This is a genomic window from Paenibacillus sp. FSL P2-0089 (genome assembly GCF_038595095.1).
GTDB classification, from domain to species: Bacteria; Bacillota; Bacilli; order Paenibacillales; family Paenibacillaceae; genus Paenibacillus_AQ; species Paenibacillus_AQ silagei.
In genome coordinates, this window is the sequence record NZ_CP152006.1 from 6,132,280 (window position 1) to 6,155,672 (window position 23,393).

Sequence of the window (23,393 nt, forward strand, 5' to 3'; positions counted from 1 at the left end):
TATCACTTGAATATTAGTTATAATAATATATTTTCTATATGAGTAATTTATCGCAATGCACATTGACTTGTCAACAATAAAATTGTTAATATGAAAATAAGTTTAGTATTACAAATATTATAGAGGTGTGATCCTATGGATATCGGCGCTACAATACGGGCAATCCGCAAGCGGAAAAATATCACCATCGCGCAAATCTGCGACACTACCGGCCTCTCCCAAGGCTTCATGAGCCAGGTCGAAACCAATAAGACCTCACCTTCCATCGCTACACTGGAGAATATCGCCCAGGCTCTGAAGGTTCCTCTTGCTTATTTGCTGCTCAAAAAAGAAGAACGCATGCAGATTGTCCGCAAGGATGAACGGAGAATCACCACCAGCGGCGCAGCTAAGCTAAAGGTTGAGCACCTCAGCTCCACCCAGAACGTCCGGATGTCGATCGTCGAGTTCCCTCCTGGTGCCATGATTGGGGATGCCCCCCATGCGCATGAAGGACAGGAGGTCCATGTCGTCATTAAAGGAAACATCTATGCCCAGCAAGGGGAAGATGGAGCTGAATTTACTGAGGGTGATTCCTTTAGCTGGAACGCCTGCACCCCCCATTCCGTCCGAAATACGGGTGAGGACACCGCGATTGTACTAATCTCCATCTACACTGAAAACGAAAACGGACAGGATGTCCTCTAAACAATTAAAAGCCCGTACTCTGGCCTTATAGGCGGAGTGCGGGCTTTTATTCACATATTCGCTATCTCATTATATTCAGCATGCTTCTCAATCTCCGTCACGATCATCTGCTGATTGATCTCTTGTATCTTATAGGCCTTGGCCTGTTCTCTGGAGGAGATCACTTTATACCCATCATCTTTGTAAATAATGGCACAGTGATTCTCAATGGCTATGCCTGTTGTATTCATTCCCTTAATCATCTCCAAAAAATCTGCCTCGCGGTTGTCTTCATTATAATGAGGACAGTGAATTCCTGGTAAGATCCCCATCGCCTTCAATTTGATATAGATCCATTTCCCTTCATTATCGAACGCCTCTGAGTCACTATGACCGTATTCGTACCAGCAGATCGAACCCGCACTCATTCCTGACAGCACAACCCCCGAGTCGTACGCTTGCTTCAGCAAAATATCCACACCATGCTCCCGCCAGATGTCCAGCATCTTTCTCGTATTACCGCCACCCACATAGATTAAATCGGCGGATAAGATCATGTTTTCGATCTCTTCTGGTGCATATGTATTCTTCGTCAGTAGTAAATGCTGGACCTCACACCCTAAGTGGTCACCGTACACTAATTGAAAAGAGTCACAATATCCTTCCGCATCCATACTGGCTGTAGGAATGAACAACGCTTTGGGATTCTTTTTGTTCGTTAGATCTACAATCGTTTGATCGATTGCCAAAGTCTCCAATTCGCTAATCTCTCCTCCGCCAATCGCCACAATAATCCCCATCTTCATCACTCCTATTTATAATATTGAAGCAAAAAAAGAATACAAAAAAGTCCCGGATGCATTACGTCTTATTCAGACATACCGGGACTGACTTTGTTGTGAAAGTTATATAGGTTGGTTAAGATAATTCCCCCGCTGCCGCATCCCCTCAAACAGCAGGATCGTTGCGGCCATCGCGGCGTTCAGTGATTCGGCGCGGCCGGCCATCGGGATGAGGATGCTTTTGTCGACTAGACGGGCTGTCTCAGGTGAGATGCCTTGGCCTTCGCTGCCGATCAACAGCCACTGGCTGCCGTGGAAATCATGGGTGTAGCAGGAATCCTCCGCCGTCAGCGAGGTGCTGACCAGCAGCGCACCACGCTCCCGTGCCTGTGGCAGAATCGTGCCGAGCTCGCCCTCCACTACCGGGAGATGGAACATCGAGCCCATCGTGGACCGGATGGTCTTGGGATTGAAGAGGTCGGCGCAGCCCTGGCCGAGGATCACGCCGTCCGCGCCCGCCGCATCCGCGCTGCGGATGATAGTGCCTACATTACCGGGGTCCTGGACCCCGTCCAGCACCATAACCAGGCTGTCCGGCTTCGCCAGAATGGCCTCTATCCCCTTCTGCTCCTTCCGCACAATGGCGAACACCGGCTGCGGGGTGCCCGTGCTGCTGCACTTGGCAACCACCGCCGCCGACACGCCGATGACCTCCATGCCCTGTACGGCCTGAAGCAGCGGCTTCAGCTCAGACGGCATCCCTTTATCGAGGTCGTACGCTAGGCATTCCACATCCACTTCCGCCTGCAGCGCTTCCTGCACCAGATGAATGCCTTCCACGATATATTTGCCGGACCGGTCACGGTGCTTCTTCTCCTGCAATCCGGCCCATTCCTTCACCCGCGTGTTCTGCGGCGACATAATTTCCATAGGGTCCTACCTTTCTGTTGCTTACAGATTCCTATTGATAAGCCATTTCCAGCTTCGTCAGATTATCCTTCCGTCCGACAATGACAAGAACATCACCATCGGTCAGGCGGTCCTCCGCTCTGGGGGAGATATTCATTTCCTCGCCCTGACGGATCGCCATAACATTGCACCCATATTTGGCGCGTATGTCAAGCTCCTGCAGGTTCTTGCCCAGCATCGGTCCTGAGACCTTCATGTCGAGAATGCTGTACTCCGGTGACAGCTCGATGTAATCGAGGATGTTCGGAGAAGCGAGATGATGCGCCACCCGCATCCCCATGTCCCGCTCCGGGTAGATCACCTTATCTGCTCCGATTTTCCCCAGCACCTTGCCGTGCAGCTCACTTTTGGCTTTGGCGATAATGGCAGGTACGCCCAGATCCTTCAAAATCAGCGTTGTCAGAATGCTGGCCTGAATATCCTCCCCGATGGCGACCACCACCACATCGAAGTTACGGATGCCAAGCGCACGCAGCGCCTCTTCATCCGTGGAGTCTGCAGATACGGCATGGGTCACAATGTTGGAGATTTCCTGGGTGCGCTGTTCATCCGCATCAATGGCCAGCACCTCATAGCCCATCCCGCTGAGCGCTTTGGCCACACTTGAGCCGAAGCGGCCCATACCGATGATCGCATACTGTTTTTTTGCCATTAAGCCTTGTCCCTCCCGCCCATATAATACATCTCACACAGTATAGCATAAGCCGTTATAAACTTGAATGTTCAGCGCTCCCGCAGGGCACCTTATAAGAAGGCTGCTTACCTGACTAAGCCCCTGCTTTCGAAGTCAGTTTTGCGATGCTGATTCAGGAAGCAGATGCTCACAAAACTTTAAGGAGGCCGATTATGCCAGTCACCCTTGATTTGCGCCAGGCCATCATTCACAAGGTGCACGGCCAGTCCGAAGAAGGTCTGCGGGAGGTTATTGAGAATTCCGTGGACGGGCCGGAAGCCGCGCTTCCCGGACTGGGTGTCGTCTTTGAGATGATCTGGAAGGACCTCGACCCTGCGAAGCAGGACCGGGTTCTCTCTATGCTGCACAGACATCTGGACAAGCTTACCCCAGGGTCCATCACCTCCTAGAGGAGGCCCATCCCGTCAAAAACCTCCGCACCCCACCGTGCTGCTGCACAGGTGGAGCCGGAGGTTTTTTTATAGCCTAATCGTACATATGCTTAACTGCTCATCTTACTTCTATTACACCCATCAAGGTGCAGTCTCCAGGAACTTCGCGGTCGGATTCTTCTCCATCGCGGTCCGCATAGCGTATTCGTTCTCGAACAGCACTACGTAATTGCCCTTCTTGTCCGTAACCAGAGTGGAGTTGATCCGGAACTTGCTGGCATCCGGCTTGTTCTCATCCACAATCCAGCGTGCGAACTGGTAGCTCATGCGCTGAAGCTGCACATCCACGCCATACTCACCCTTCATGCGGTATTCGAACACCTCGAACTGCAGTTGTCCGACTACACCCAGCAGAATATCATCGAAGTTGACGGTACGGAACACCTGGATCATACCCTCTTCGGTCAGCTGGTCGATCCCCTTCTGGAATTGCTTCGACTTCAGTGCATTCTTGATGGTGACTTTGGAGAAAATCTCCGGCGAGAAGGTCGGCAGCTCATCGAATTCGATATCTCCGGCCTGACTTAGCGTGTCGCCAATCCGGAAGATGCCCGGGTCGAACAGACCGATAATATCCCCCGGATACGCCTCTTCAACAATGTCCCGGTCCTGGGCAAGGAACTGCTGCGGCTGGGATAGCTTGATGTCTTTGCCGGCACGTACATGCTTCACACTCATCCCGCGCTCGAACTTGCCGGACACGATACGCAGGAAAGCGATACGGTCACGGTGTGCAGGATTCATGTTCGCCTGAATTTTGAATACATAGCCGGTGAATTTCTCATTCGTCGGTTCTACAGAGCCCGCTGTACTGCGGCGTGGTTCAGGCTTCGGCGCAAGCTCCAGGAAATTATCCAGGAACGTCTGCACACCGAAGTTGTTGATAGCACTGCCGAAGAATACCGGAGTAATCTCTCCGCGCAGCACCTTCTCATAGTCAAAAGGATCGCCCGCTACATCCAGCAGCTCCAGATCCGCGCATAGCTGATCATGCAGGTACTCCCCCGCCATCTCACGGATAATCGGGTCGCGGTAGCTCTCCACCTTCTGTACTTTAATTACGGAATGGTCATCGCCCTGGAACAGCTCAACCTGATTCTTCATCCGGTCATAGACGCCGCACAGCTCACGCCCCATCCCAATCGGCCAGTTCATCGGCACCGAGCGGATGCCCAGCACATTCTCCAGCTCCTCCATCAGATCAAACGGGCTGCGGCCTTCGCGGTCCAGCTTATTAATGAAGGTGAAGATCGGAATGCCGCGCTTCGCGCAGACCTGGAACAGCTTGATGGTCTGTGTCTCCACACCCTTGGCTACGTCGATCAGCATGACCGCGCTATCAGCCGCAGTGAGCGTACGATAGGTGTCTTCACTGAAATCCTGGTGACCCGGAGTATCCAGAATGTTCACCCGGTGGTCCAGGTAATCAAACTGCATCACAGAGGACGTAACCGAGATTCCGCGCTGCTTCTCAATTTCCATCCAGTCACTGGTGGCGTGCTTGCTTGCCTTACGGGCTTTGACTGTACCTGCCAGACGGATGGCACCTCCGAAGAGCAGCAGTTTCTCTGTCAGCGTAGTTTTACCCGCATCCGGGTGGGAAATAATCGCAAAGGTTCTGCGTTTGTCGACTTCACTCTGAAGCTTATGGTCCGTTGCTTTATTCATTGCACATATCCCTTCATCTATAAATTCATGCTTACTTCTGCCTCTATTACCGGATCAATCAAATCGGTCTATTCATGGATTCAGATCCTTTCCTTAGAGAATCAACAGAGAATCAACGTCTATTTCTTGAACGTAACGTTTACCATGTATAGGATCATCTATAGCGCTAGGCTTAGAAATCTTTATGTTGAAAGCATCCTTCTCAGTATAGCAAAATCCGGCAGAGATTATCTACAAAAAAGCGCCTGTAGTGAAATATCTTGTAATATAAATTCACGATTCAGCAAAAAGATCCCCCCGCAACGAGATGCAGGAGGATCTGTAACAATTCTTCTTCAGGGACTAGCGGTTAACCTGCCAGACCACATTGTCTTCATCCTGGCCGTTGACCGGCCACCAGTGGAAGCCTTCTCCGGCAAGCAATTGGTCGGCTTCAACCGGACCCCAGGAGCCCGCAGGATAGGAAGCCAAGTCGTTGCTCTCTTCCTTCCACGCCTTGGCAATCCGGTCCACGAAGGACCAGGCCGAGGACACTTCATCCCAGCGGGTGAAGTAGGTGGAATCGCCGCGTGCAGCATCATGCAACAGACGCTCATACGCCTCCGGCGAGTTGATGCCGATCATGCAGCTCTGGCAGAAATCCATGGCCAGCGGCTGAATCTCGGATTCCGAGCCCGGCTTCTTCGCATTGATCTTCACATAGATGCCTTCCATCGGATTGACGCGGATGACGAGCAGGTTCGGCTCGAGCTTGTGCTTCTGGCCCAAGTAGACGTTGGTCGGCATTCCTTTGAATTCTACAACCACTTCGGTGGTCTTCACAGGCAGGCGTTTGCCGGTACGGATATAGAAAGGAACTCCAGCCCAGCGGAAGTTATCCACGAACACACGGGCTGCGAAATACGTCTCTGTATTCGATTCCGGGTCCACTTTGTCTTCCTGGCGGTAAGCCGGAAGCGTCTTGCCCTTGTAGAGACCTTGAGTGTATTGGCCGCGGACTACGTTCTCGCGAACTTCATCAGCGGTCGCGTAAGGACGCAGCGAACGTAGAACCTTCACCTTCTCATCACGGATATCTTCAGCCAGCAGACGGCTAGGCGGTTCCATAGCGATCATCGTCAGCAGCTGCAAAATATGGTTCTGGCCCATATCGCGCAGCGCCCCCGCATGATCGTAATACCCGCCGCGTTCTTCCACGCCCACCGTCTCGCCGAGTGTAATCTGAATATTGGCGATATGCTTGTTGTTCCACAATGGCTCAAAGAAGGCATTGGCGAACCGGATCACTTCAATATTCTGAACCATTTCCTTACCCAGGTAGTGGTCAATCCGGTAGATCTCCTCTTCCTTGAAGACTTGGCGGATCTGTTCGTTCAGTTCCTCAGCGGATTCGAGATTGTAGCCGAACGGCTTCTCGATGACCAGACGGTTCCAGCCTCTGGCCTGCAGCATCCCGCCTGCCTTGAGGTTGAAGGATACGCTGCCGAACAGCTCAGGCGCAAGCGCCAGATAGAACATGCGGTTGCCCGGAATATGGAATTTCTCTTCCAGACGCTCCGTCTGCTCATTCAGCTCACGGAAGCCGTCAATATTATTGATGTCGAGTGACTTGTATTCAAAATGCTGTACGAACTCGTTCCATTCCGCAACATCTCCTGCCTGATAACGGCAGAACTCGCGAATGGATTCCTTCACATCTTCCCGGAACTCATCCTGGGTACGGGGACGCCGAGCCACGCCAATGACCGCAAAATCTTGGGTCAGCTTGCCTTCACGGTACAAACTGTAAATCGCCGGGAAAAGCTTACGCCGGGCCAGATCTCCGGTTGCCCCGAAGATAAAGAATACAGCACCGGGTGTATGCAGTGCATCAAGGGTTTGATTTTCAGCCATGGCTCCTCATCTCTCTGTATGTAATATAGTTGACATTCATTCTCATCGCCTGGTATGAAACAACATACGACTATAGGCGTGATGTCATTTTATCATAATTGCACGGAGGATGCCATCACATTCCTGACAGTTTTTCTCGGGATTTCGCACTTTTCCATTACTCTTTCTTATGCCTTCACCGGATTACGCTTATATTAAGTCATTTAACTTCAGTATTCGATTGTAATTAATGGCATTCCAAGGGTTATCCGGTTCACGTCTGCATTGACGTTCTTGTGAACTGCCAGCTGGAGGGCCAGGCTGTGGTTACCGCTGCTGACTGTGCGCTGAAGACCCGGGACACTATACGAATGACTGGATGTAGAGATATCGGTGTAGCTCTCCTCTGCCTGAATACCGGGAAGCTCCGCAGCCATTAACTGCTCCGTAGCAAGGAGTGCTGCCTGCGTTCCGCCCTGCTCCTTCGCTGGTGCCTGCAGCGAAGCATTCCACTCCGCAGCAATTCCCGCCTGCAGCATCGCCTCTCCGGCGTCCGCCGCTGCGGCCGGCAGCTCCGGGGAGCCCAGAAGATCAGCCGTCTCCAGCGTAACAATACAGTAGCTGCGGCCGCCGCCAAGCTCACTCCAGAACAGGGACAGCTGTGTACCGCCACTGAGCTGCGCGGCAGAACGCCAGACCCGGTGCCCATCATCATCTGCGCTGCTAATTCCATCCAGTCCAAGCCTAGTGGCAAGGTGCTGTACAGCAACCTCATCAGTCTCTTCGCCGCTGTATTCCCCCTGCCATTTCAATACGAGCCGGAGCGGCGCGCCGGGAGCGGAGGCCTGTCCGCCCAGTGTGGTCAGCAGGGCAAGGGATTCCTGAAGCTCTCCGGCAGCTGCAGAAGCATCAGCACTCTGTACACCGCTTCTTCCTGCGGGTTCCGCGCTTCGGAATCCGCTCAGGAGCATCAGCGCACATATCCCCGCCAGCGCCAGCACCAACACCAGTATCCCCTTACTCTGCCCTTTATTCCCCACTCCGCATCTCCCTCTCAACCGATCTAGTAATCTACTAGACAGGTTATCCAATTTCAGAGAAAGATATACGAACGCATGCAAAAACACTTCCAAGATCATCCGGGCGGACTCACTTGAAAGTGCTGTGTGGCTTCAATAGACCGGGCTTACTCCGCCAACCCGTTCTTATATGCATAAATAGCCGCCTGGGTCCGGTCTTCAACCCCCAGCTTGGCAAGAACATTCGTGACATGGAATTTCACGGTCTTGATTCCAATAATTAATTGATCAGCAATATCCTGGTTGGATTTGCCCTGGGCTAACAGCTTCAGCACTTCCATCTCGCGTTCGGTAAGCTCTTTGTAAGCCGGTGCCTCTCCTCTTGCATTGGAACGGAACCGGTTCATCATCTTGGAAGCCACCTGCGACTCCAGCACTGACTGGCCTCTGGCGGCTGCCCGGATCGCATCAGCGACTTCGCTGGCCCGTGAGGTCTTAAGCAGGTAACTGAAGGCTCCCGCTTCAATCACCGGATACATCTTCTCATCATCCAAATAACTGGTCAACACAATCACCTTGCAATCCGGGTACAGCTTCAGCAGCTGTCTGGTCGTCTCGATTCCGTCCATGCCGTCCATCACCAGATCCATCAGCACCACATCCGGCGTATACTCCTGGGCCAGACGGATGCCCTCCTCGCCGCTTCCCGCTTCGCCGACGACTTCAATGCCATCCTCGGTGCCAAGCACCGCAGCAAGTCCGATCCGGACCATCTCATGATCGTCTACAAGCAGGACCTTGATTGCATTATCTTCTTCTATCTCCATTGTTACACCTGCCCCCTATTCATTGACTACCGGTACGGTAATATCAATCCGCATGCCTTTGCCGGGAGCAGTGATGAACTGGATCGAGCCCCCGATCTCTGTAATCCGCTCCTGCATATTCGACAGACCGTAAGAGGTCTGCTTGCTGTCATCCATCTCGAACCCGATTCCATCATCGCGCAGCGTGAGCCGGACGGTATCACCCCGGCGGTGCAGGCGGATCTCCATCTTCTCCGCTTTGGCATGGCGGAGCGTATTGGAGATAGCCTCCTGCACAATACGGAACAAATGATTCTCCACGCCCTTCAGCAGCTCTACACCCTGATCCATCTCGAACAGAATATCAATCGGCACCTTGATCTTCAGTTCCTTAATCAGCTCCTGCAGACCTTCTTCCAGCCCCTTACCTTCCAGGTACACCGGTCTCAGGTGCAGCAGCAGCGCCCTCATCTCGGACTGGGCTACTGCAGACATCTCCTCGATCAGCGCGATTTGCCGCTGTGCCTTGTCGAAGTCCTTCTCCAGCGTCCGGCCTACTGCCGTTGCCGTCATCGAGATGGCGAACAGCTGCTGCGATACCGCATCATGCAGCTCCCGTGCCAGCCGCTGCCGTTCCTCTATGATTGCCGTGACCCGGGCCTGCTCAGCAAGCTTCGCGTTATTGGTGGAGAGCCGTTGCAGCGTATTCACCTGATTCTCCCACTTGCCGCTGATCCGCCCGAGCTGTTCCCCGAGCCGCCCCAGCTCATCGTTGCCCAGGTCCGGCATAGCCGGGGTAAGATTGCCTTTCTCCCAGGCGACCAAGGTGGCCCGCAGTAATTCCAGCTTGCGCTTGCTGCGGAAGCCCTGATAGAAGCCGTACCCGATTCCGAAAGCCATCGGCAGCAGAATCAGCGTCAATCCTGTCCTTATGCCAATCCGCCAATCCTCGAACGGCCGTAGTAGCCCATATGTATACATAATATATGTAATAACGAGCAGCATGAACAAAGAGAACAGAGCTCCCTCACCCATACTGCGCGTTACCATATTACTGCTTTTTTTGTCCATGCCGGGAGCTCTCCCTTCTCTCTTGGCCCTAACATACTCTTAGGGGAAGCGTATGTCCAGATCCCCCATTAGATAAGAAATGTTAAACTTCACTTTATGCTCACAGCTGTCATAGTTAGGTGACTTCCAGTTCAGCCGGTTCAGCATCCCCGTATCGCGGTTACTACCGGACTCAATCGAGCCGAACAGTACGAATGCCTCAATCTCCACTCCGTAATCCTCAGACAGCAGAATGTCCACATCGCCAAAAATCCCCTGATACAGCATAATCGTCTCCTGCTCTTCCGCCATGGCCAGTGAAAGATCCACATCCACCTCGCCCAGCACATGCCAGGCGCTCAGACTGCGCATCACCCACGGCGAGAGATCCCAGTCGAATCTGGAAGAAAAGCTTTGCTTCTGCACAAACCCCGCCTTGCGCTGCATTCTTTTCGATTTGACAAAGAACATCCCCAGCGAAAGCAGGCAGATGCCAAGCACCAGCAGCAAATGATCCAGCAACAGCAGGACTGCTCCGACTCCCATTAGCTTATAACCTTGCTTGACCTTGCCCGACGTCGTCTGGTAGATTCCCAGCAGCAGGAACAGGAGTGCGACAATGGAGAAGAAGCCGATCCATTTGCCAAATATCATCAAGCAGCCTACACCAATCAATCCGATGGCAATCAAACGGTTCCGTTTATCCATTTCCGCACCTCCTTAGAGTTTTGCAAAGCAAAACTTACTTCGTAAGCATTGGCTGAGTTTTGCGAAGCAAAACTGACCTCGTAAGCATTAGCTGAAGTATCGCGAAGCTACATCTTCAACATACTGCATCCGCTACAAAAGCCATACCGGTATGGAGAATCCATACCGTATGGCTTTACCTTGATCAGCATATCATATCCGGCTGCTCTTTAGGAACAGGGATTATTGTTCTTTTTTATTCAAAGGAGGGGCTGCAGGAGTTGAGTTCAGCTTGTTCTTGAGTGCGGCAAGCTGCTCCTCCACTTTCAGTTCCTTCTCAGGATCTACCGGCTTAGCATATGCGGTTGCCGAAGGGCTATACGGAGCGCGCATCACATCTGCTTCCGCTTCGAGCTGCATGATCTTTTCTTCCATGCGGTGGAAGCCAAGGGAGGCACTTCCGCTCTCAATGGAATGTACGCTGCTGATCTGGGACATTTGCTTCTTGGCCTTAGCCATCTGAGCGCGGGATACCAGTTCATTGCGTTTGTTGCGCATTTTGTAGAACTCATCCTTCATATCATGAAGCTGCTGCACCAGTTCCTTGGCCTGTACTTCAGCCTGTGCGTGAAGCTCGCCATACTCGGTAAACTTCTGGTCGAAGTAGATTTTCTCTTCCAGCAGCTTACGGGTAACTTCCTCCTGCCCGTTCTTGAGTGCAAGCTCAGCCTGTGCAGCACGTTGTCCGGCAACCTTGGCAGCTTCGTCCACACGCTGTTTCATACGGCGTTCATTAGCCATCTGCTTCGCTACCGTTACTTCAGCCTCATGAATCTCAGCCTCCATATCGCGCAGATACTGATTAAGCATCACAATCGGGTCCTCTACCTTATCCAACATATCATTTACCGACGCCTTAGTCATATCTTTAATCCGTTTGAATACTCCCATAATTTACACTTCTCCCTTCTCGTATTTAGCAAGTTTTTGTTTGAGCTCTTCCACTTCTTTTTGCAGTGCCTTCTTCTCGATATCCTTCATCATGGCATCCAGGCCGGAATCAGGAGCCGCATGAGCGCCTGCCTTCTCATAACCGGGATTGTAGCCCGGCTGTCCGCCATAGGGGCCATATCCCTGAGGTCCTTGGTGCGGAGCCTGTGGTCCGCGGCCATATTCAGGTCCGCCGGAGTAGGGTCCGCCGTACGGGCCGCCCGGCCCACCAGGTCCGGGACCGAAGGGATTGTACTGGTTAGGCTCCTTGGCAATCACCATCGCTGCGATAAAGTATACGAGGATTGTAGCTCCACCGCTAAATGGAATACTGATCACCAGCAGAATCCGGAACAGTGTAGAGTCAATGCCGAGAGTCTCGGACAATCCGCCTGCCAGCCCAGTCATTACTTTGTCTCTTGTTGAACGATACAATCGGGTCATACTACTACTCCTTTCTGCCATCATTGTTCAGCTTCTCCTTTAGACGGGCCATTTCTCTTTCGAGTACGGTTGCCACGGTCTCTCCGGCCTGCACCGCATATTCCTGTCCCATCCGGCGCAAGTCGCTCAGGCTTTTGGCTTCTAGCTCCCAGTCGTTCATCTTGTCTTCCAGACGGCCGAACATTTTGGGAACATCTCCGCCGCCGCCATAAGCACCGGCTCTTTGATTCATGCGCTGCTGCAGCCGCAGCGACTCCATCCGTGCTGCATAGAACTGGCGTTTGCTGTATACCGTCTGATACTCCATTTTGAGCTCGTTCAGCTGGGATTCCAGTTCGAAAAGTGATTGCTGGCTCGTCTCCAGCAGCCCGCTGTATTGCTCCAGCTTTTCCTCGTGGATAATTTTCTCCTGCAATGCCAGCTTGGCCAGATGATCTTCGCCTGCCTTGAGTGCGAGGAGCGCCTGCTCTTCACGTTTGTTCCTCATGGCGGTGGCCTGATTCACCTGCTGCTGCAATTGCTTCGTATGAGAAGCGTACTGCTGGTACAGCCGTTCGGCCTCCCCGATCTCTTCACGGGTTGAATGTAGAAATTGATCAATCAGCTTCACCGGATCTTGGCTCTGCTCCAGTCGTTCATTCAAGTTGGCTACGGTGATGTCCCTCATTCTGCGAAAAACACTCATGATTTCCTGCTCCCTCCCTGCTTCTTAATAAGTATGGACTGTGTGTATTAGTATGTTCTGCTTTGTTTGCCCCTCAGTACCGAGATGCCCCACACTACCAGAGCAATACCCAGCAGTGGACCGATAATCCAGGAAAGCTTGGAGATCAGAGACATGACACCGATGAACAGCACCACCCAGCCGATAATCTTGCGGCCGCTCTTAATTCCGTAGTATCCGAGCACAACCAGCACTGCCGGGAACAGGATACCGAAGATTCCTGAAATCAAGTGAGGCAGAATGCCAAGCAGCATTACCGCTCCGATTACAATCAGCGCAATCGCAAGTCCGTTACCTTTGTTTCTTTGCATTTGTTATCACCGCCTTTCGCTGCTCTCTTTCTTATACCCTTATTCTAGGGCAATCCCGCATCTTTCAAAACAGACTGTGGACGGTTTTATGTACTGGACCTTAGTCGGGGATGGTTGCAGGACTGGAAGCGGCTATACATCCTGAAATATATTCTATTGCTGCTTCCTGCAGATGCGGAGAAGTTTAGCATGCTGAAGAGAAAAAAAGGCTGCAGCGATGTAAGCAACAGCTCATGGATGTACAAATATGTAATGAAGATCGCTGCACTGGGGTTTGCTGAGGGAGATACAAGTAGTCCAAGGCTTTGGGAACAAGAAGTTCAAGGTGGATTTCTACCATGGAGATGCCCTTTTTATTGTCCGACGAATCAAGACTGCACCGCCCCACTTGCAGGATATTCCAGGGTTGGCCATAATATTGGGAGAATGCCTGATTACTAAAGGAGTCATGCCCATGAAGACACTACTCATCGTTGAAGACGATCAAAGCTTGAACAAGGGGATAGCCCTGTCACTTGCCCATAATGAATTGCATATTGAACAAGCCTATTCACTGGCAATGGCTGATCAGATTATCTCCTCAACCCCAATCGATCTCATTCTGCTGGATGTGAACCTTCCGGACGGAAGCGGACTGGATTACTGCGAAAGAATCCGCGGAACCTCGCAGGTGCCGATTATCTTCCTGACGGCCAACGACATGGAGCCGGATATTGTAACCGGGTTTGCTCTGGGGGCTGATGATTATATCACCAAACCGTTCAGTCTGATGATTCTGCGGGCCAGGGTAATGGCCGTCCTGAGAAGAAGTGATGCGCTTACCAGTGAGAGGATCGTTATAGGCCTGCTTGAATTTGATTTTGGCAAAATGGAGTACTTCAAGAACGGCCAGCCGCTGCTGCTGAGCAAATCCGAACAGAAACTGCTGCGCATACTGGTAACGAATAGGGGAAACATTCTGACCCGTGAGCAGCTGATCGACAAAACGTGGAGCCAGGAGGCGGTATTCGTGGATGAGAATGCACTAACGGTAGCCATCAAAAGATTGCGGGCCAAGATCGAAGAGGATCCCTCTTCGCCTCAATATATCAAAACTGTATATGGTTTAGGGTATACATGGACAGAAGGTCCTGTTCTATGAAGAGACAAGAACGGCTGCCGCTTAACCAATTGGTGAATCTGGCATTTGCTGCAGCTTTTATCATTCTGGTGCTGGTATATGTGACTTGTATTATATTACTGGAGATCACTGCTTCATCGCTGCTTGGACTCTCTCTTCTATTCATAATCTGCATACTGATCCTTGGAGGTGCCTGGTCCCGATCGCTCCGGAATATGGTTACTTCTTTCATGGGAAAGGTAGAGACATTGGTAGACAATGCTACTCACGGGCGTGAGCCCACCTATAATTATGAAGAAACCCTGCTCTCCTCCATAGAACATAAATTAATGCGGTACATAGAGATTGCAAGAGTCAACGGACAGAATCTGGAAACGGAAAAGAACAAAATTAAAGAACTGATCTCCGACATCTCCCACCAGACCAAAACACCCTTATCCAATATTATGATCTACAGCCAGTTGCTTGAGGAAAGTCTGGTGAATGATGAACATGCGCTTCAGCTTACTGTACAAGTTAAAAAACAGTCGGAAAAACTCGACTGGCTAATCCAATCCCTGATCAAACTGTCCAGGCTGGAGACGGGCATGATCTCTTTGCGCCTGGAGCCTTGTCCTGTGATCCGTGCGGTTTCTGAAGCAGTCTCCCAGATCCTCATCCAGGCAGAGAACAGCCGCATCACTATCAGTATAAACTGTGAACCTCACATCACAGCGTGCTACGACCCCAAATGGACAACGGAAGTGTTATTCAATCTGCTGGAGAATGCTGTGAAATATTCAGAACCAGGGGGCAGTATCCATATCACTGCGGAAGCAAATGAGATGTTTATACGCCTGGATATCGCAGATACCGGCCGTGGAATCTCCCAGGAAGAGCTGCCCCAAATCTTCAAGAGGTTCTACCGGGGAAAGAATGTGCGCGATTCAGAAGGTGTGGGAATTGGGCTATTCCTGGCCCGGGAGATCATCACCGCTCAAGGCGGACATATGAAAGCTGCTTCTGTTCCCGGACAAGGCACTGTGTTCTCGATCTTCCTGCCGCTATTCTGAATATGTCCATTCCGTCAGATTTCAGACACTCTCCTGTTAGATTTGTCTGATACCTTGTAGAGGTGGATACAAACATACGCACAGGAGGAATATAACATGTCTATTCTACGAATAGAGAATCTCAAGAAATATTATGGAAAAGGAGAGCATACGGTCAAAGCCCTGGATGACGTGTCTATAAATGTAGAAAAAGGGGAGTTCGTGGCAATCGTCGGGACAAGCGGCAGCGGAAAAAGCACGCTGCTTCACATGCTTGGCGGTCTGGACCGGGCTACAGAGGGCAAGGTTTATGTCAACGGGCATGATATTTTTCAGATGAGTGATGAGAAGCTGACCATCTTCAGACGCCGTTCTGTAGGATTTGTCTTCCAGAGTTATAACCTGGTGCCGATCCTGAGTGTGCTGGCAAATATCGTCCTGCCCATTGAGCTTGACGGTGGCCAGATTGACCAGGAATATCTGAACCTGATCATCACAAGTCTGGGGCTTCAGGAGAAAGTTGGTAACCTGCCTTCTGCGCTCTCCGGAGGCCAGCAGCAGCGTGTAGCTATCGCAAGAGCGCTTGCCACCAAACCTTCCATTATTCTGGCCGATGAGCCCACCGGCAATCTGGACAGCAGGACCAGCCAGGAGGTACTTATCCTGCTGAAACAGCTCAGTGTCAAATTCGACCAGACCATTGTAATGATCACACATAACGAGAGCATTGCACAGATGGCGGACCGGATCATCCGCATTGAGGACGGCAGGCTTGCCCTGGGATCGGCGCAGGCCCACGGGGAGAGCCGGTTATGATCGCGACGAACAACCGGAAGACCATATTAAATCTGGCGATGACTAGCCTGAGAGCCAACCGGCTGCGGAATCTGGCTGCCATCTGCGCCATTATACTGACTACACTGCTCATCACCTCCATTTTCACCATGGCTCTAAGCATTAACCAATCCATGCAATACGCACAGATGAAGACAGTCGGAAGTGACTTTCACGGAGGGTTTAAATATCTTAGCCCGGAACAAGTGGAGACGCTGCTGAAGCACCCTTCCATTAAACAATCCTCTCTCTCCCTTAATTCCGGCATATTGCATAATAAAGTGTTCGACCAGGACCGGGTTGAGGTGCTGCAGGTTGACCAGAATTACGCTGATCACGGCTTCATAGAATTTGTTGAAGGGGGATTGCCTGCCGGAGAGAATGAGGTTGCCCTGAATACCTGGGTTCTGGGCAAGCTAGGGGTGCAGCCGGAGCTCGGGAAGGAAATCACACTGCAGATCGATACCGGAGAACAGATCATTAACCGCAAATTCACCTTGGCGGGCTATTATGAAGCGGACAAGCAATTGGCGATGGCGGGTCTGGCTTTTGTCTCCAAGGCCTTCACCGATAAAAACCTCTCAGACATTGATCCCGTACAATCGAAGGAAAGCGGATCCTACGTAAACACCTCAGAACTGAGTGTCATGTTCAACAATTCATTTCATATTGAGAAAAAAATGAACAGGATTCTGGCTGATACGAGAATTACGGCTCCTATCGGGATCAATTGGGCCTACTCCAGCGTATCTTTGGCGGAAAATGTTGAGAATATCCTTCCATATGCCGCAGTTATCTTTATCATTATGCTTAGCGGCTACCTGCTTATTTACAATATTTTTTATATTTCGGTGGTCCAGGATGTGAAGTTCTACGGCCTGCTGAAAATGATTGGCACCACCCCTAGACAACTGAGGAGAATCATCGCTATTCAAGCCAGGCTGCTGTACCTCATTGCTCTGCCATTCGGCCTTAGCTCCGGTTATATGACCGGCAGATGGGTTACACCTCTGACTACTTCGCTATCAGGGGAGATTAAAGGAAATTCTCTATCATCCAGTCCATGGATATTTGCAGGGGCAGCCCTCTTCTCCTTCCTGACCGTGTGGATCGCAGCGCATAAGCCGGGCCGGCTGGCAGCGGACATCGCCCCGGTGGAAGCCGTTAAATTCTCAGGCGTTCAGAATAGCGGAAAAAGAACCCTCAAGCCATCCAAGCATGGAGCCAGACTATACCGGATGTCGTTCTCCAACCTGTTCCGGAGCAAGAAGAAGCTGAGCCTGATGCTATCCTCGCTCTTCTTAAGCATTCTGCTATTTAACACGATATTTACGGTGATCTCCTCTATGGATGTCAATAAATATCTCAGTGCATATATTCATGGAGATTATATGATTCACAACAAGGGAATTGTCCAGCAGGAGGGGGAACGCTCAGTCAATGAAACCGAGCTGTCCGAGGAACTGTGTGCGAAGCTGAAGCATCTGGACGGTGTGGAAAGTATCGATAAAGTATATTATACCCTCTTCTCTTATCCTCCGGATGATTCCGTCCGTGCTTCAGCAGAGTCTTCAGCCACTCCCTCCGCCATTCCCGCCAAAGTTCATACCCAGCTCTACGGGCTCGATTCCGGCTGGTACGATCTCGCTGATCAGGATATACTTGAAGGTCACTTTACCAAGGAACAATTCGATTCCGGAGATTACATACTGGTGGCGGAGACTCTTACAGGGCCAGGTGCTTATACAAGCTACTATCATCCCGGGGATACAATCAGCTATTCCGGATTGAAGAGGAGATACGAAGTGATGGCCGTGCTGAAATATAATGCTTTCTATGCAGCAACCAGTCAAACGTATTTCGGTAACGGCTACAATGCCTTTTTGCCTGCAGCCGAACTCCGGCAAGCCACTTTGGAGAGCGGGACTCCAGCAGACATCCTCTCGCTTACCCTGAATGCAGCCCCAGGCAAGCTTGATGAAACGGGGCAATTGATCAGGGAGGCTATCCGCCCGCTGGATGCTCTGCAGCTGAAATCAAGAGAAGATTACAGGAAGGAGTTAAGCGATAATATCCATATTTTTCAGATTATAGGGTATGGACTGAGTCTCGTAATTGCACTTATTGGCCTGCTTAATTTCATTAATTCTGTCCTGACCGGAGTGATCGCACGCAGGCATGAATTTGCCGTTCTAGAGAGCATTGGAATGACCAAACAGCAGCTCAAGCGTATGCTCGTCTACGAAGGCATGTACACCGTGCTTCTCACTGCGCTGCTTACCTCTACTATAGGTGTGCTGCTGACTTACTGCACCGCCAGGGGTATTGCCGCAGGGATGGCCTACATGGAATTCCGGATGATGTGGCTGCCGTTTATTCTGATCATCCCGATCCTGGCAGTCCTCTCTTATCTCATCACCTTAAGCGCCTATAAGCCGCTCGCCCGCAGCCCGATTGTCGAAAGGCTCCGTGAAATGGAATAAAGGCATGCTGAAACAGCCGGATGCTCTAATAGAGTACCGGCTGTTGCTGTTATAAGATATGAAATACAGTTTAATAATAGCGTACCTGAACAGTCAGCAGAATGTGGTTATTCGCTCTCAGTGTACCGCCGCTGCTGCGGTTGTATATCAAGCGCTGCTTGAGTAACCACAGGCTGTGGCTTACTTCGGAAAAGAGTCACCAAAACCACAGCCCCGATAATGATCACGGCAGCGATCAGGGTGTTCAAGGTAAGCTGTTCGCCTACCAGCAGCCAGCCAAGCAGCACAGCGACTACCGGATTAACGAAGGCATACGTGGAGACGAGGGTAGCGTCAGCATTCTTAAGCAGCCAGATATAGGCTGTGTAGCCGACAATGGAGCCGAAGGTGATCAGGTAGGCCAGAGCCAGGTACGAGCGCATAGAAATGCCGGAGAGTTCAATCCTGGACCAGTCGCCGGTAAAATAAGAGAATATCACCAGCAGCGCGCCTCCCGTTAGCATCTGCGCAGCTGTCGACATCAAGGGTGAACCTGGCATGGTTGCGCTTCGGGAGTACATAGACCCTGCCGCCCAGCTTATGGAAGCTGCCAGCAAGGTAATAATGCCAATCATATCGGTAGCGGTACCGCCCTCTCCCTTCCCCGGCTGGAAGACCAGCACGGCGATGCCGAGCAGTCCAAGAACAATTCCTGCGATGACTCCGGTATTCGGCCGTTTGCCGCCGCGTCCAAGCCAGCCCATCAGCATCATCCAGACAGGCACCGCCGCTACGATGAGCGAAGCGATGGAGGAAGAGACTCTTTGCTCTGACCAGGCTACTACCCCGTTGCCCCCAAGCAGCAGCAAGGCACCTACAATCGCGGAGGATCGCCATTCACGCCCGGCCGGACGCTTCGCTCCGCTTACTCTGGCAATGAGGTACAGGACCACACCTGCCGTGAAAAAGCGGACCCCTGCCATCAGAAAGGGCGGCATCGTCTCGATGGCAATCTTCATGCCTACATAGGTGCCTCCCCAAAATAAATAAACAAATAAGAGTGCTATTCCCACCACATATAACTGATTCATTTTCCCCTTATGCTTCAAGCCGCGTCATCCCTTTTCCCTAAAAACAGGTTTATGAGGGGTCTCCCGTTCTATCATTTATAAGAACATCCCCTGGGCAATATTATAGCATGATCCCTCCCCGTACATTGACTAATCGTTAGAGTATCTCAATGTTAGCGGCTGGTTCTCGTCAAGCCCTACTTTCTCAACATCTCCCTCTTCAATAGTATTATTAATAAAAAGTTTCCAGTGCTTCTCTTTATCATTTTTAATATCACCTACCTTAATTATTTGTCCTTTCTGATCTTTTTCGATTAGCATCCCCTGTTCAGCATTGTCTGAAATGGCCTGAAGTGCTTTCCAGACTGTGGGGTTATCATCAATAATCTTAACGGTCTGAAGAAACAAAATATCATCTTCATTATAAATAACTACATTAACTTTTGTTTCCACATCTCCTTGACCTGTGTATTTTACGCCATGATACTCAGGAGAAATCCCATCCCCCTTTTTACTTCCGCATGCTGTTAACGATAATGCAATAACCATTACCACAACTAATATACTGTAAACGGGTTTTGTAGAATTCACTTTAGGTTGAAACACTATTATTTCCCCCTCCAAGATTATATTAAACTATTTGCTGTCCCTCGCTCATTCACTAAACCGGATTCGTTCCATCAAGCTCTCCTTGCTTAAGCGCCACTGCATGTAGAAGGTAGTCCCTATTTGAACTGTGAAATAGGCGAATAATAGGGTCAGCATGGCTGTCATTGGCAGTTGATATTGGACATAGGCGGAGGATTGCTTGAAAATTTCAACGCCAAAATATCCTGCTGGAATGCCCAGTGAAAAAGTGAACAACAGACTGATTAGGATCACCATTAAGCCTTCACTGCCTAATTGTAAAATCAGCTGACTCTGCGACAGTCCAATAGCTTCAATTAAGCTAATTTCCCGCTTTCTAGAATTCATACTCGTTAAATTGGAATTTATTAAATTAAATATGCTAATAATCATCAATGCTGAAATAAGACCATTAGCCGCCAACTGAAGCACTTTCTTCATCCCATTGAACTCTTGATATATTTCTTGAAAAGAAGTGAATGTTATTCTTCGATCGGCATTTGCAATCCCTTTGAGGGTTTGCTCTACCTTCCCTTGTTGGCCTTGATCGACTAAAACACTAATCTGCTTAATACGTTTATCTAAGTCCAATCGCTTAAACAGGTTCTGATGCGCAATAAGAGCTCCACCCTCTGAAGTACTACCTTTATACGTAACATAATTGGGCAATACACCGACAATAGTGAATACATGTTCTTTCTTTCCTTCTCCATACTTTGCCAATCGTATTTTATCACCCACTTGGTACCCTCCATCTTCCGCGACCGCAATGAGATTATCACCATTTCTCAGTTCCATAAGCATAGAATCATCTTTCCCAAGTCTTTTAAGTGTATTTTTCATTAAGGCATCATCGTAAGCATAAATATCCGTTCGAATTTCCGGGTTTTTCATACTCGCCATGTCCTTGAGATGAAGGTTTGCATCTTGTTTGTTATAGATCAAGACATCATACATTTCTGTTAATACTGTCTTGACACCAGTAATAGCATCTACTTGGTTTATAACTTTGTTATTTAACAGATCTAGGTTTACATCAGTTCCACGGTAAGCAGCAGTACTTAATTTATAATCACCAGGCACCATACTTCCAGCCATATTATTAATATTAATACTACTAAGAATACTCCCAGTGACCACAAAAATAAGTCCTGTCAGGGTAATCGATGTTATGGTAACCCAAGTGCGTTTACGGTATCGGATCAATTGTGCCAATACCAAGGTGAACCCGCTAAATGAATTTTTGAATTTTTTTTTGGTCTTATGTCTTTTCTTTCCTAAATCTTCAGCGGGATTGTAACGAATAGCTGCAATCTCCGTAATTCCTCCTACTTTTTTAGCAGGAATATAAACAGAAAATATAACGAGAATCAGACCTGTAATAAAAGCAATACAAGCAATGTAAGGAGTCAGTTGAACATATAATTCGGAGCTACCACTAGCCGTATTTCCTAAGAAGGGAATAAATGCTGCACTTCCCCCTACCCCCAGCAAAAGCCCCATAAAACTCCCAACCAGCGAAATCATAAGTCCTTCAGTAAGAATCATCTTTCGCAGTTGATTAGGAGTCATTCCTATTGCTTTCATCATCCCAAATAAACGGATCTGTTCTGATATATATATATTGAATATGTTATAAATAACCATGGCTGCACTAATTATAATTACAAACACAACAATGGTTACTTTCAGAATAGATAACGGATTCTGCTCATATGCGCCATTGTAACGTTCATTGATTTGTATTTGATCATCTTTTAGCTGAGAGCCCTCACCAATTTTGTGAGCCGTAGATGAAGCATTAAAGTCTGAATTCAAAAGAGCAAATAAAACAACATCCGGGTTAGGACTATATTGCCTGGAAAGGTTTTGAGAAATAAACATCAGACCAGCTCTAACCGTTTTACGTACGGCGATATCATCAATAATGCCAACTAGCTTAAATTTTTTTGTTATATGTTCTGTTTCCCCTGCATTCATAACTTGCAAATTCAATGGAATTACTACTCCTATGTTAGGAGAAAAGCCAAGTTCGTCAATCACCCATTTATCCAATACAATTTCGTCGTCAGTGACCGGAGCCCTCCCTTGCATTAATTGAATCAGTCCTTCATTAATTCCCTCTATATAACTTATAGCCATATTAATATTCAATTTTTCAAACGTGTCCGACTTAACATTTTTACTGATATAGGAAACATAGTGCTTTTTTATCTTCGGATTATTCTCAATAGCTTGTTGCTGCTCCGGCAACAAATGCTCATACTGCACATGATAGGCACCTAGCTCATTAATCGCTTCTCGCTTGCTCCTCTGGTCGTCAGAGTAGAAATAAGTCAGCACCACAAAAATTAAGGCTACGGCTAAAGCTACTGTACCTACAGTCAATAAGGTCCGGCTTTTGTGATGACGTAAATTTTTCAGGGATACATTGTGGACAGTAATCGTATTTTTCATCCTTCTACCTCTACTGCTATGGAACCGTCCACCACTCGAACAGTCCGACCTGCAAGCTTAGCCACTTCGTCATTATGCGTTACAACAATCAAAGTCTGATTATATTTCTCTACGGATAAACGCAGCAAATCCAAAACGTTGTTGCTAGAACGGCTATCGAGATTTCCTGTGGGTTCATCTGCGAGCACAATAGCCGGTCTAGCTGCCAATGCACGGGCAATTGCCACCCTTTGCTGCTGGCCTCCAGACAATACTGTGGGCAGACTGGCCCGCTTTTCATAGATCCCCAGAGTATTTAAAATATCTTCAATATAGCTAACATCTGCTTTATTCCCATCCAGCCCAATGGGTAAAATGATGTTCTCCCACACATTAAGTGAGGGTACCAAATTAAAAGCCTGAAACACAAATCCGATTTGGCGGCGGCGAAATACGGCTAATTGACTCATTGGCAATGTGTAAATGGAAGTCCCATTTATGATAACCTCCCCGCTTGTAGGCGCATCCAAGCCCCCAATGATGTGCATTAATGTACTTTTGCCTGCACCAGACTGTCCAACAATAGAGATAAACTCACCTTTCGCCACTGAGAAATCAACATTGTGGATTGCCTTCACTTGACCTTCTCCGCTGCCATAATATTTACATAACTTCTTTCCTTCCAGAATCATATCGGCGC

At 49.5% G+C, this 23,393-nt stretch carries 24 protein-coding genes; 7 read left to right on the top strand and 17 right to left on the bottom strand.

Translation table 11 applies throughout. The features are described from left to right. Positions 1-135: 135 nt before the first annotated feature. On the top strand, positions 136-687 hold the full coding sequence (locus NST69_RS25760) for a helix-turn-helix domain-containing protein (protein WP_342547489.1): 552 nt from the start codon (positions 136-138) through the stop codon (positions 685-687). Positions 688-737: 50 nt separating this feature from the next. On the opposite strand, the gene NST69_RS25765 is transcribed toward NST69_RS25760, so the two are convergent. The 3 genes from NST69_RS25765 to NST69_RS25775 form a co-directional block, all read right to left on the bottom strand. Beyond that, positions 738-1,466, bottom strand: coding sequence for a peptidase E (locus NST69_RS25765; protein WP_342547490.1), 729 nt, complete (start codon positions 1,464-1,466; stop codon positions 738-740). A gap of 105 nt (positions 1,467-1,571) precedes the next feature. Continuing rightward, entirely contained in the window at positions 1,572-2,378 is an 807-nt protein-coding gene (locus NST69_RS25770; protein ID WP_342547491.1) for an RNA methyltransferase, read from the bottom strand. A 31-nt stretch (positions 2,379-2,409) separates the two neighbouring features. After that, positions 2,410-3,069 (bottom strand): TrkA family potassium uptake protein, encoded by a 660-nt coding sequence (locus NST69_RS25775; RefSeq protein WP_036700269.1) that lies wholly within the window; start codon positions 3,067-3,069, stop codon positions 2,410-2,412. 194 nt (positions 3,070-3,263) lie between these two features. Between NST69_RS25775 and NST69_RS25780 the strand changes: the two genes are divergently transcribed. Next, positions 3,264-3,500 carry a small acid-soluble spore protein SspI gene (locus tag NST69_RS25780; RefSeq protein WP_036700271.1) on the top strand — a complete coding sequence of 79 codons (237 nt, stop codon included), beginning with the start codon at positions 3,264-3,266 and terminating at the stop codon, positions 3,498-3,500. 123 nt (positions 3,501-3,623) lie between these two features. Here the strand turns inward: NST69_RS25780 and NST69_RS25785 are convergent, their stop codons facing one another. The 10 genes from NST69_RS25785 to NST69_RS25830 all read right to left on the bottom strand — a co-directional run bounded on the left by NST69_RS25785 (position 3,624) and on the right by NST69_RS25830 (position 13,113). Further along, on the bottom strand, positions 3,624-5,210 hold the full coding sequence (locus tag NST69_RS25785) for a peptide chain release factor 3 (RefSeq protein WP_340751756.1): 1,587 nt from the start codon (positions 5,208-5,210) through the stop codon (positions 3,624-3,626). A 342-nt stretch (positions 5,211-5,552) separates the two neighbouring features. Next, complete coding sequence (gene zwf / locus NST69_RS25790) at positions 5,553-7,103, bottom strand: glucose-6-phosphate dehydrogenase (protein ID WP_340980295.1); 1,551 nt, start codon at positions 7,101-7,103, stop codon at positions 5,553-5,555. Positions 7,104-7,312: 209 nt separating this feature from the next. Beyond that, the gene (locus NST69_RS25795) at positions 7,313-8,122 is read right to left on the bottom strand and encodes a hypothetical protein (protein WP_342547492.1); all 810 of its coding nucleotides are present in this window, start codon (positions 8,120-8,122) and stop codon (positions 7,313-7,315) included. 146 nt (positions 8,123-8,268) lie between these two features. Then, the gene (locus NST69_RS25800) at positions 8,269-8,928 is read right to left on the bottom strand and encodes a response regulator transcription factor (RefSeq protein ID WP_036731152.1); all 660 of its coding nucleotides are present in this window, start codon (positions 8,926-8,928) and stop codon (positions 8,269-8,271) included. 15 nt (positions 8,929-8,943) lie between these two features. After that, on the bottom strand, positions 8,944-9,978 hold the full coding sequence (locus tag NST69_RS25805) for a sensor histidine kinase (RefSeq protein WP_036731150.1): 1,035 nt from the start codon (positions 9,976-9,978) through the stop codon (positions 8,944-8,946). A 39-nt stretch (positions 9,979-10,017) separates the two neighbouring features. Next, entirely contained in the window at positions 10,018-10,665 is a 648-nt protein-coding gene (liaF, locus tag NST69_RS25810; RefSeq protein WP_209878920.1) for a cell wall-active antibiotics response protein LiaF, read from the bottom strand. Positions 10,666-10,887: 222 nt separating this feature from the next. Further along, positions 10,888-11,595: a PspA/IM30 family protein gene (locus tag NST69_RS25815; protein WP_036731144.1), complete on the bottom strand. Its 708-nt coding sequence runs from the start codon at positions 11,593-11,595 to the stop codon at positions 10,888-10,890. A 3-nt stretch (positions 11,596-11,598) separates the two neighbouring features. Further along, positions 11,599-12,078, bottom strand: a complete 480-nt coding sequence (locus NST69_RS25820) for a PspC domain-containing protein (protein WP_036731142.1) — start codon at positions 12,076-12,078, stop codon at positions 11,599-11,601. A gap of 4 nt (positions 12,079-12,082) precedes the next feature. Then, the gene (locus tag NST69_RS25825; RefSeq protein ID WP_340938118.1) at positions 12,083-12,763 is read right to left on the bottom strand and encodes a PspA/IM30 family protein; all 681 of its coding nucleotides are present in this window, start codon (positions 12,761-12,763) and stop codon (positions 12,083-12,085) included. 47 nt (positions 12,764-12,810) lie between these two features. Next, complete coding sequence (locus NST69_RS25830; protein WP_036731138.1) at positions 12,811-13,113, bottom strand: hypothetical protein; 303 nt, start codon at positions 13,111-13,113, stop codon at positions 12,811-12,813. 189 nt (positions 13,114-13,302) lie between these two features. On the opposite strand from NST69_RS25830, the gene NST69_RS25835 reads away from it, so the two are divergent. The 5 genes from NST69_RS25835 to NST69_RS25855 all read left to right on the top strand — a co-directional run bounded on the left by NST69_RS25835 (position 13,303) and on the right by NST69_RS25855 (position 18,581). Beyond that, positions 13,303-13,554: an S-layer homology domain-containing protein gene (locus NST69_RS25835; RefSeq protein WP_342547493.1), complete on the top strand. Its 252-nt coding sequence runs from the start codon at positions 13,303-13,305 to the stop codon at positions 13,552-13,554. Between the two features lie 13 nt (positions 13,555-13,567). Further along, positions 13,568-14,254 carry a response regulator transcription factor gene (locus NST69_RS25840; RefSeq protein ID WP_342547494.1) on the top strand — a complete coding sequence of 229 codons (687 nt, stop codon included), beginning with the start codon at positions 13,568-13,570 and terminating at the stop codon, positions 14,252-14,254. Further along, positions 14,251-15,285 carry a HAMP domain-containing sensor histidine kinase gene (locus NST69_RS25845; protein ID WP_342547495.1) on the top strand — a complete coding sequence of 345 codons (1,035 nt, stop codon included), beginning with the start codon at positions 14,251-14,253 and terminating at the stop codon, positions 15,283-15,285. Before NST69_RS25840 ends, NST69_RS25845 begins: the two co-directional genes overlap by 4 nt. A gap of 96 nt (positions 15,286-15,381) precedes the next feature. Further along, on the top strand, positions 15,382-16,080 hold the full coding sequence (locus NST69_RS25850; RefSeq protein ID WP_339251100.1) for an ABC transporter ATP-binding protein: 699 nt from the start codon (positions 15,382-15,384) through the stop codon (positions 16,078-16,080). Then, positions 16,077-18,581: an FtsX-like permease family protein gene (locus tag NST69_RS25855; protein WP_342547496.1), complete on the top strand. Its 2,505-nt coding sequence runs from the start codon at positions 16,077-16,079 to the stop codon at positions 18,579-18,581. Before NST69_RS25850 ends, NST69_RS25855 begins: the two co-directional genes overlap by 4 nt. 107 nt (positions 18,582-18,688) lie before the next feature. On the opposite strand, the gene NST69_RS25860 is transcribed toward NST69_RS25855, so the two are convergent. The 4 genes from NST69_RS25860 to NST69_RS25875 all read right to left on the bottom strand — a co-directional run bounded on the left by NST69_RS25860 (position 18,689) and on the right by NST69_RS25875 (position 23,385). Continuing rightward, positions 18,689-19,651 carry an EamA family transporter gene (locus tag NST69_RS25860; RefSeq protein WP_342550222.1) on the bottom strand — a complete coding sequence of 321 codons (963 nt, stop codon included), beginning with the start codon at positions 19,649-19,651 and terminating at the stop codon, positions 18,689-18,691. 129 nt (positions 19,652-19,780) lie between these two features. Next, complete coding sequence (locus tag NST69_RS25865) at positions 19,781-20,236, bottom strand: hypothetical protein (protein WP_342547497.1); 456 nt, start codon at positions 20,234-20,236, stop codon at positions 19,781-19,783. Between the two features lie 48 nt (positions 20,237-20,284). After that, positions 20,285-22,714, bottom strand: coding sequence for an ABC transporter permease (locus NST69_RS25870; protein ID WP_342547498.1), 2,430 nt, complete (start codon positions 22,712-22,714; stop codon positions 20,285-20,287). Further along, positions 22,711-23,385: an ABC transporter ATP-binding protein gene (locus NST69_RS25875; protein WP_342547499.1), complete on the bottom strand. Its 675-nt coding sequence runs from the start codon at positions 23,383-23,385 to the stop codon at positions 22,711-22,713. The genes NST69_RS25870 and NST69_RS25875 overlap by 4 nt, the downstream gene beginning before the upstream one ends. Positions 23,386-23,393: the final 8 nt, after the last annotated feature.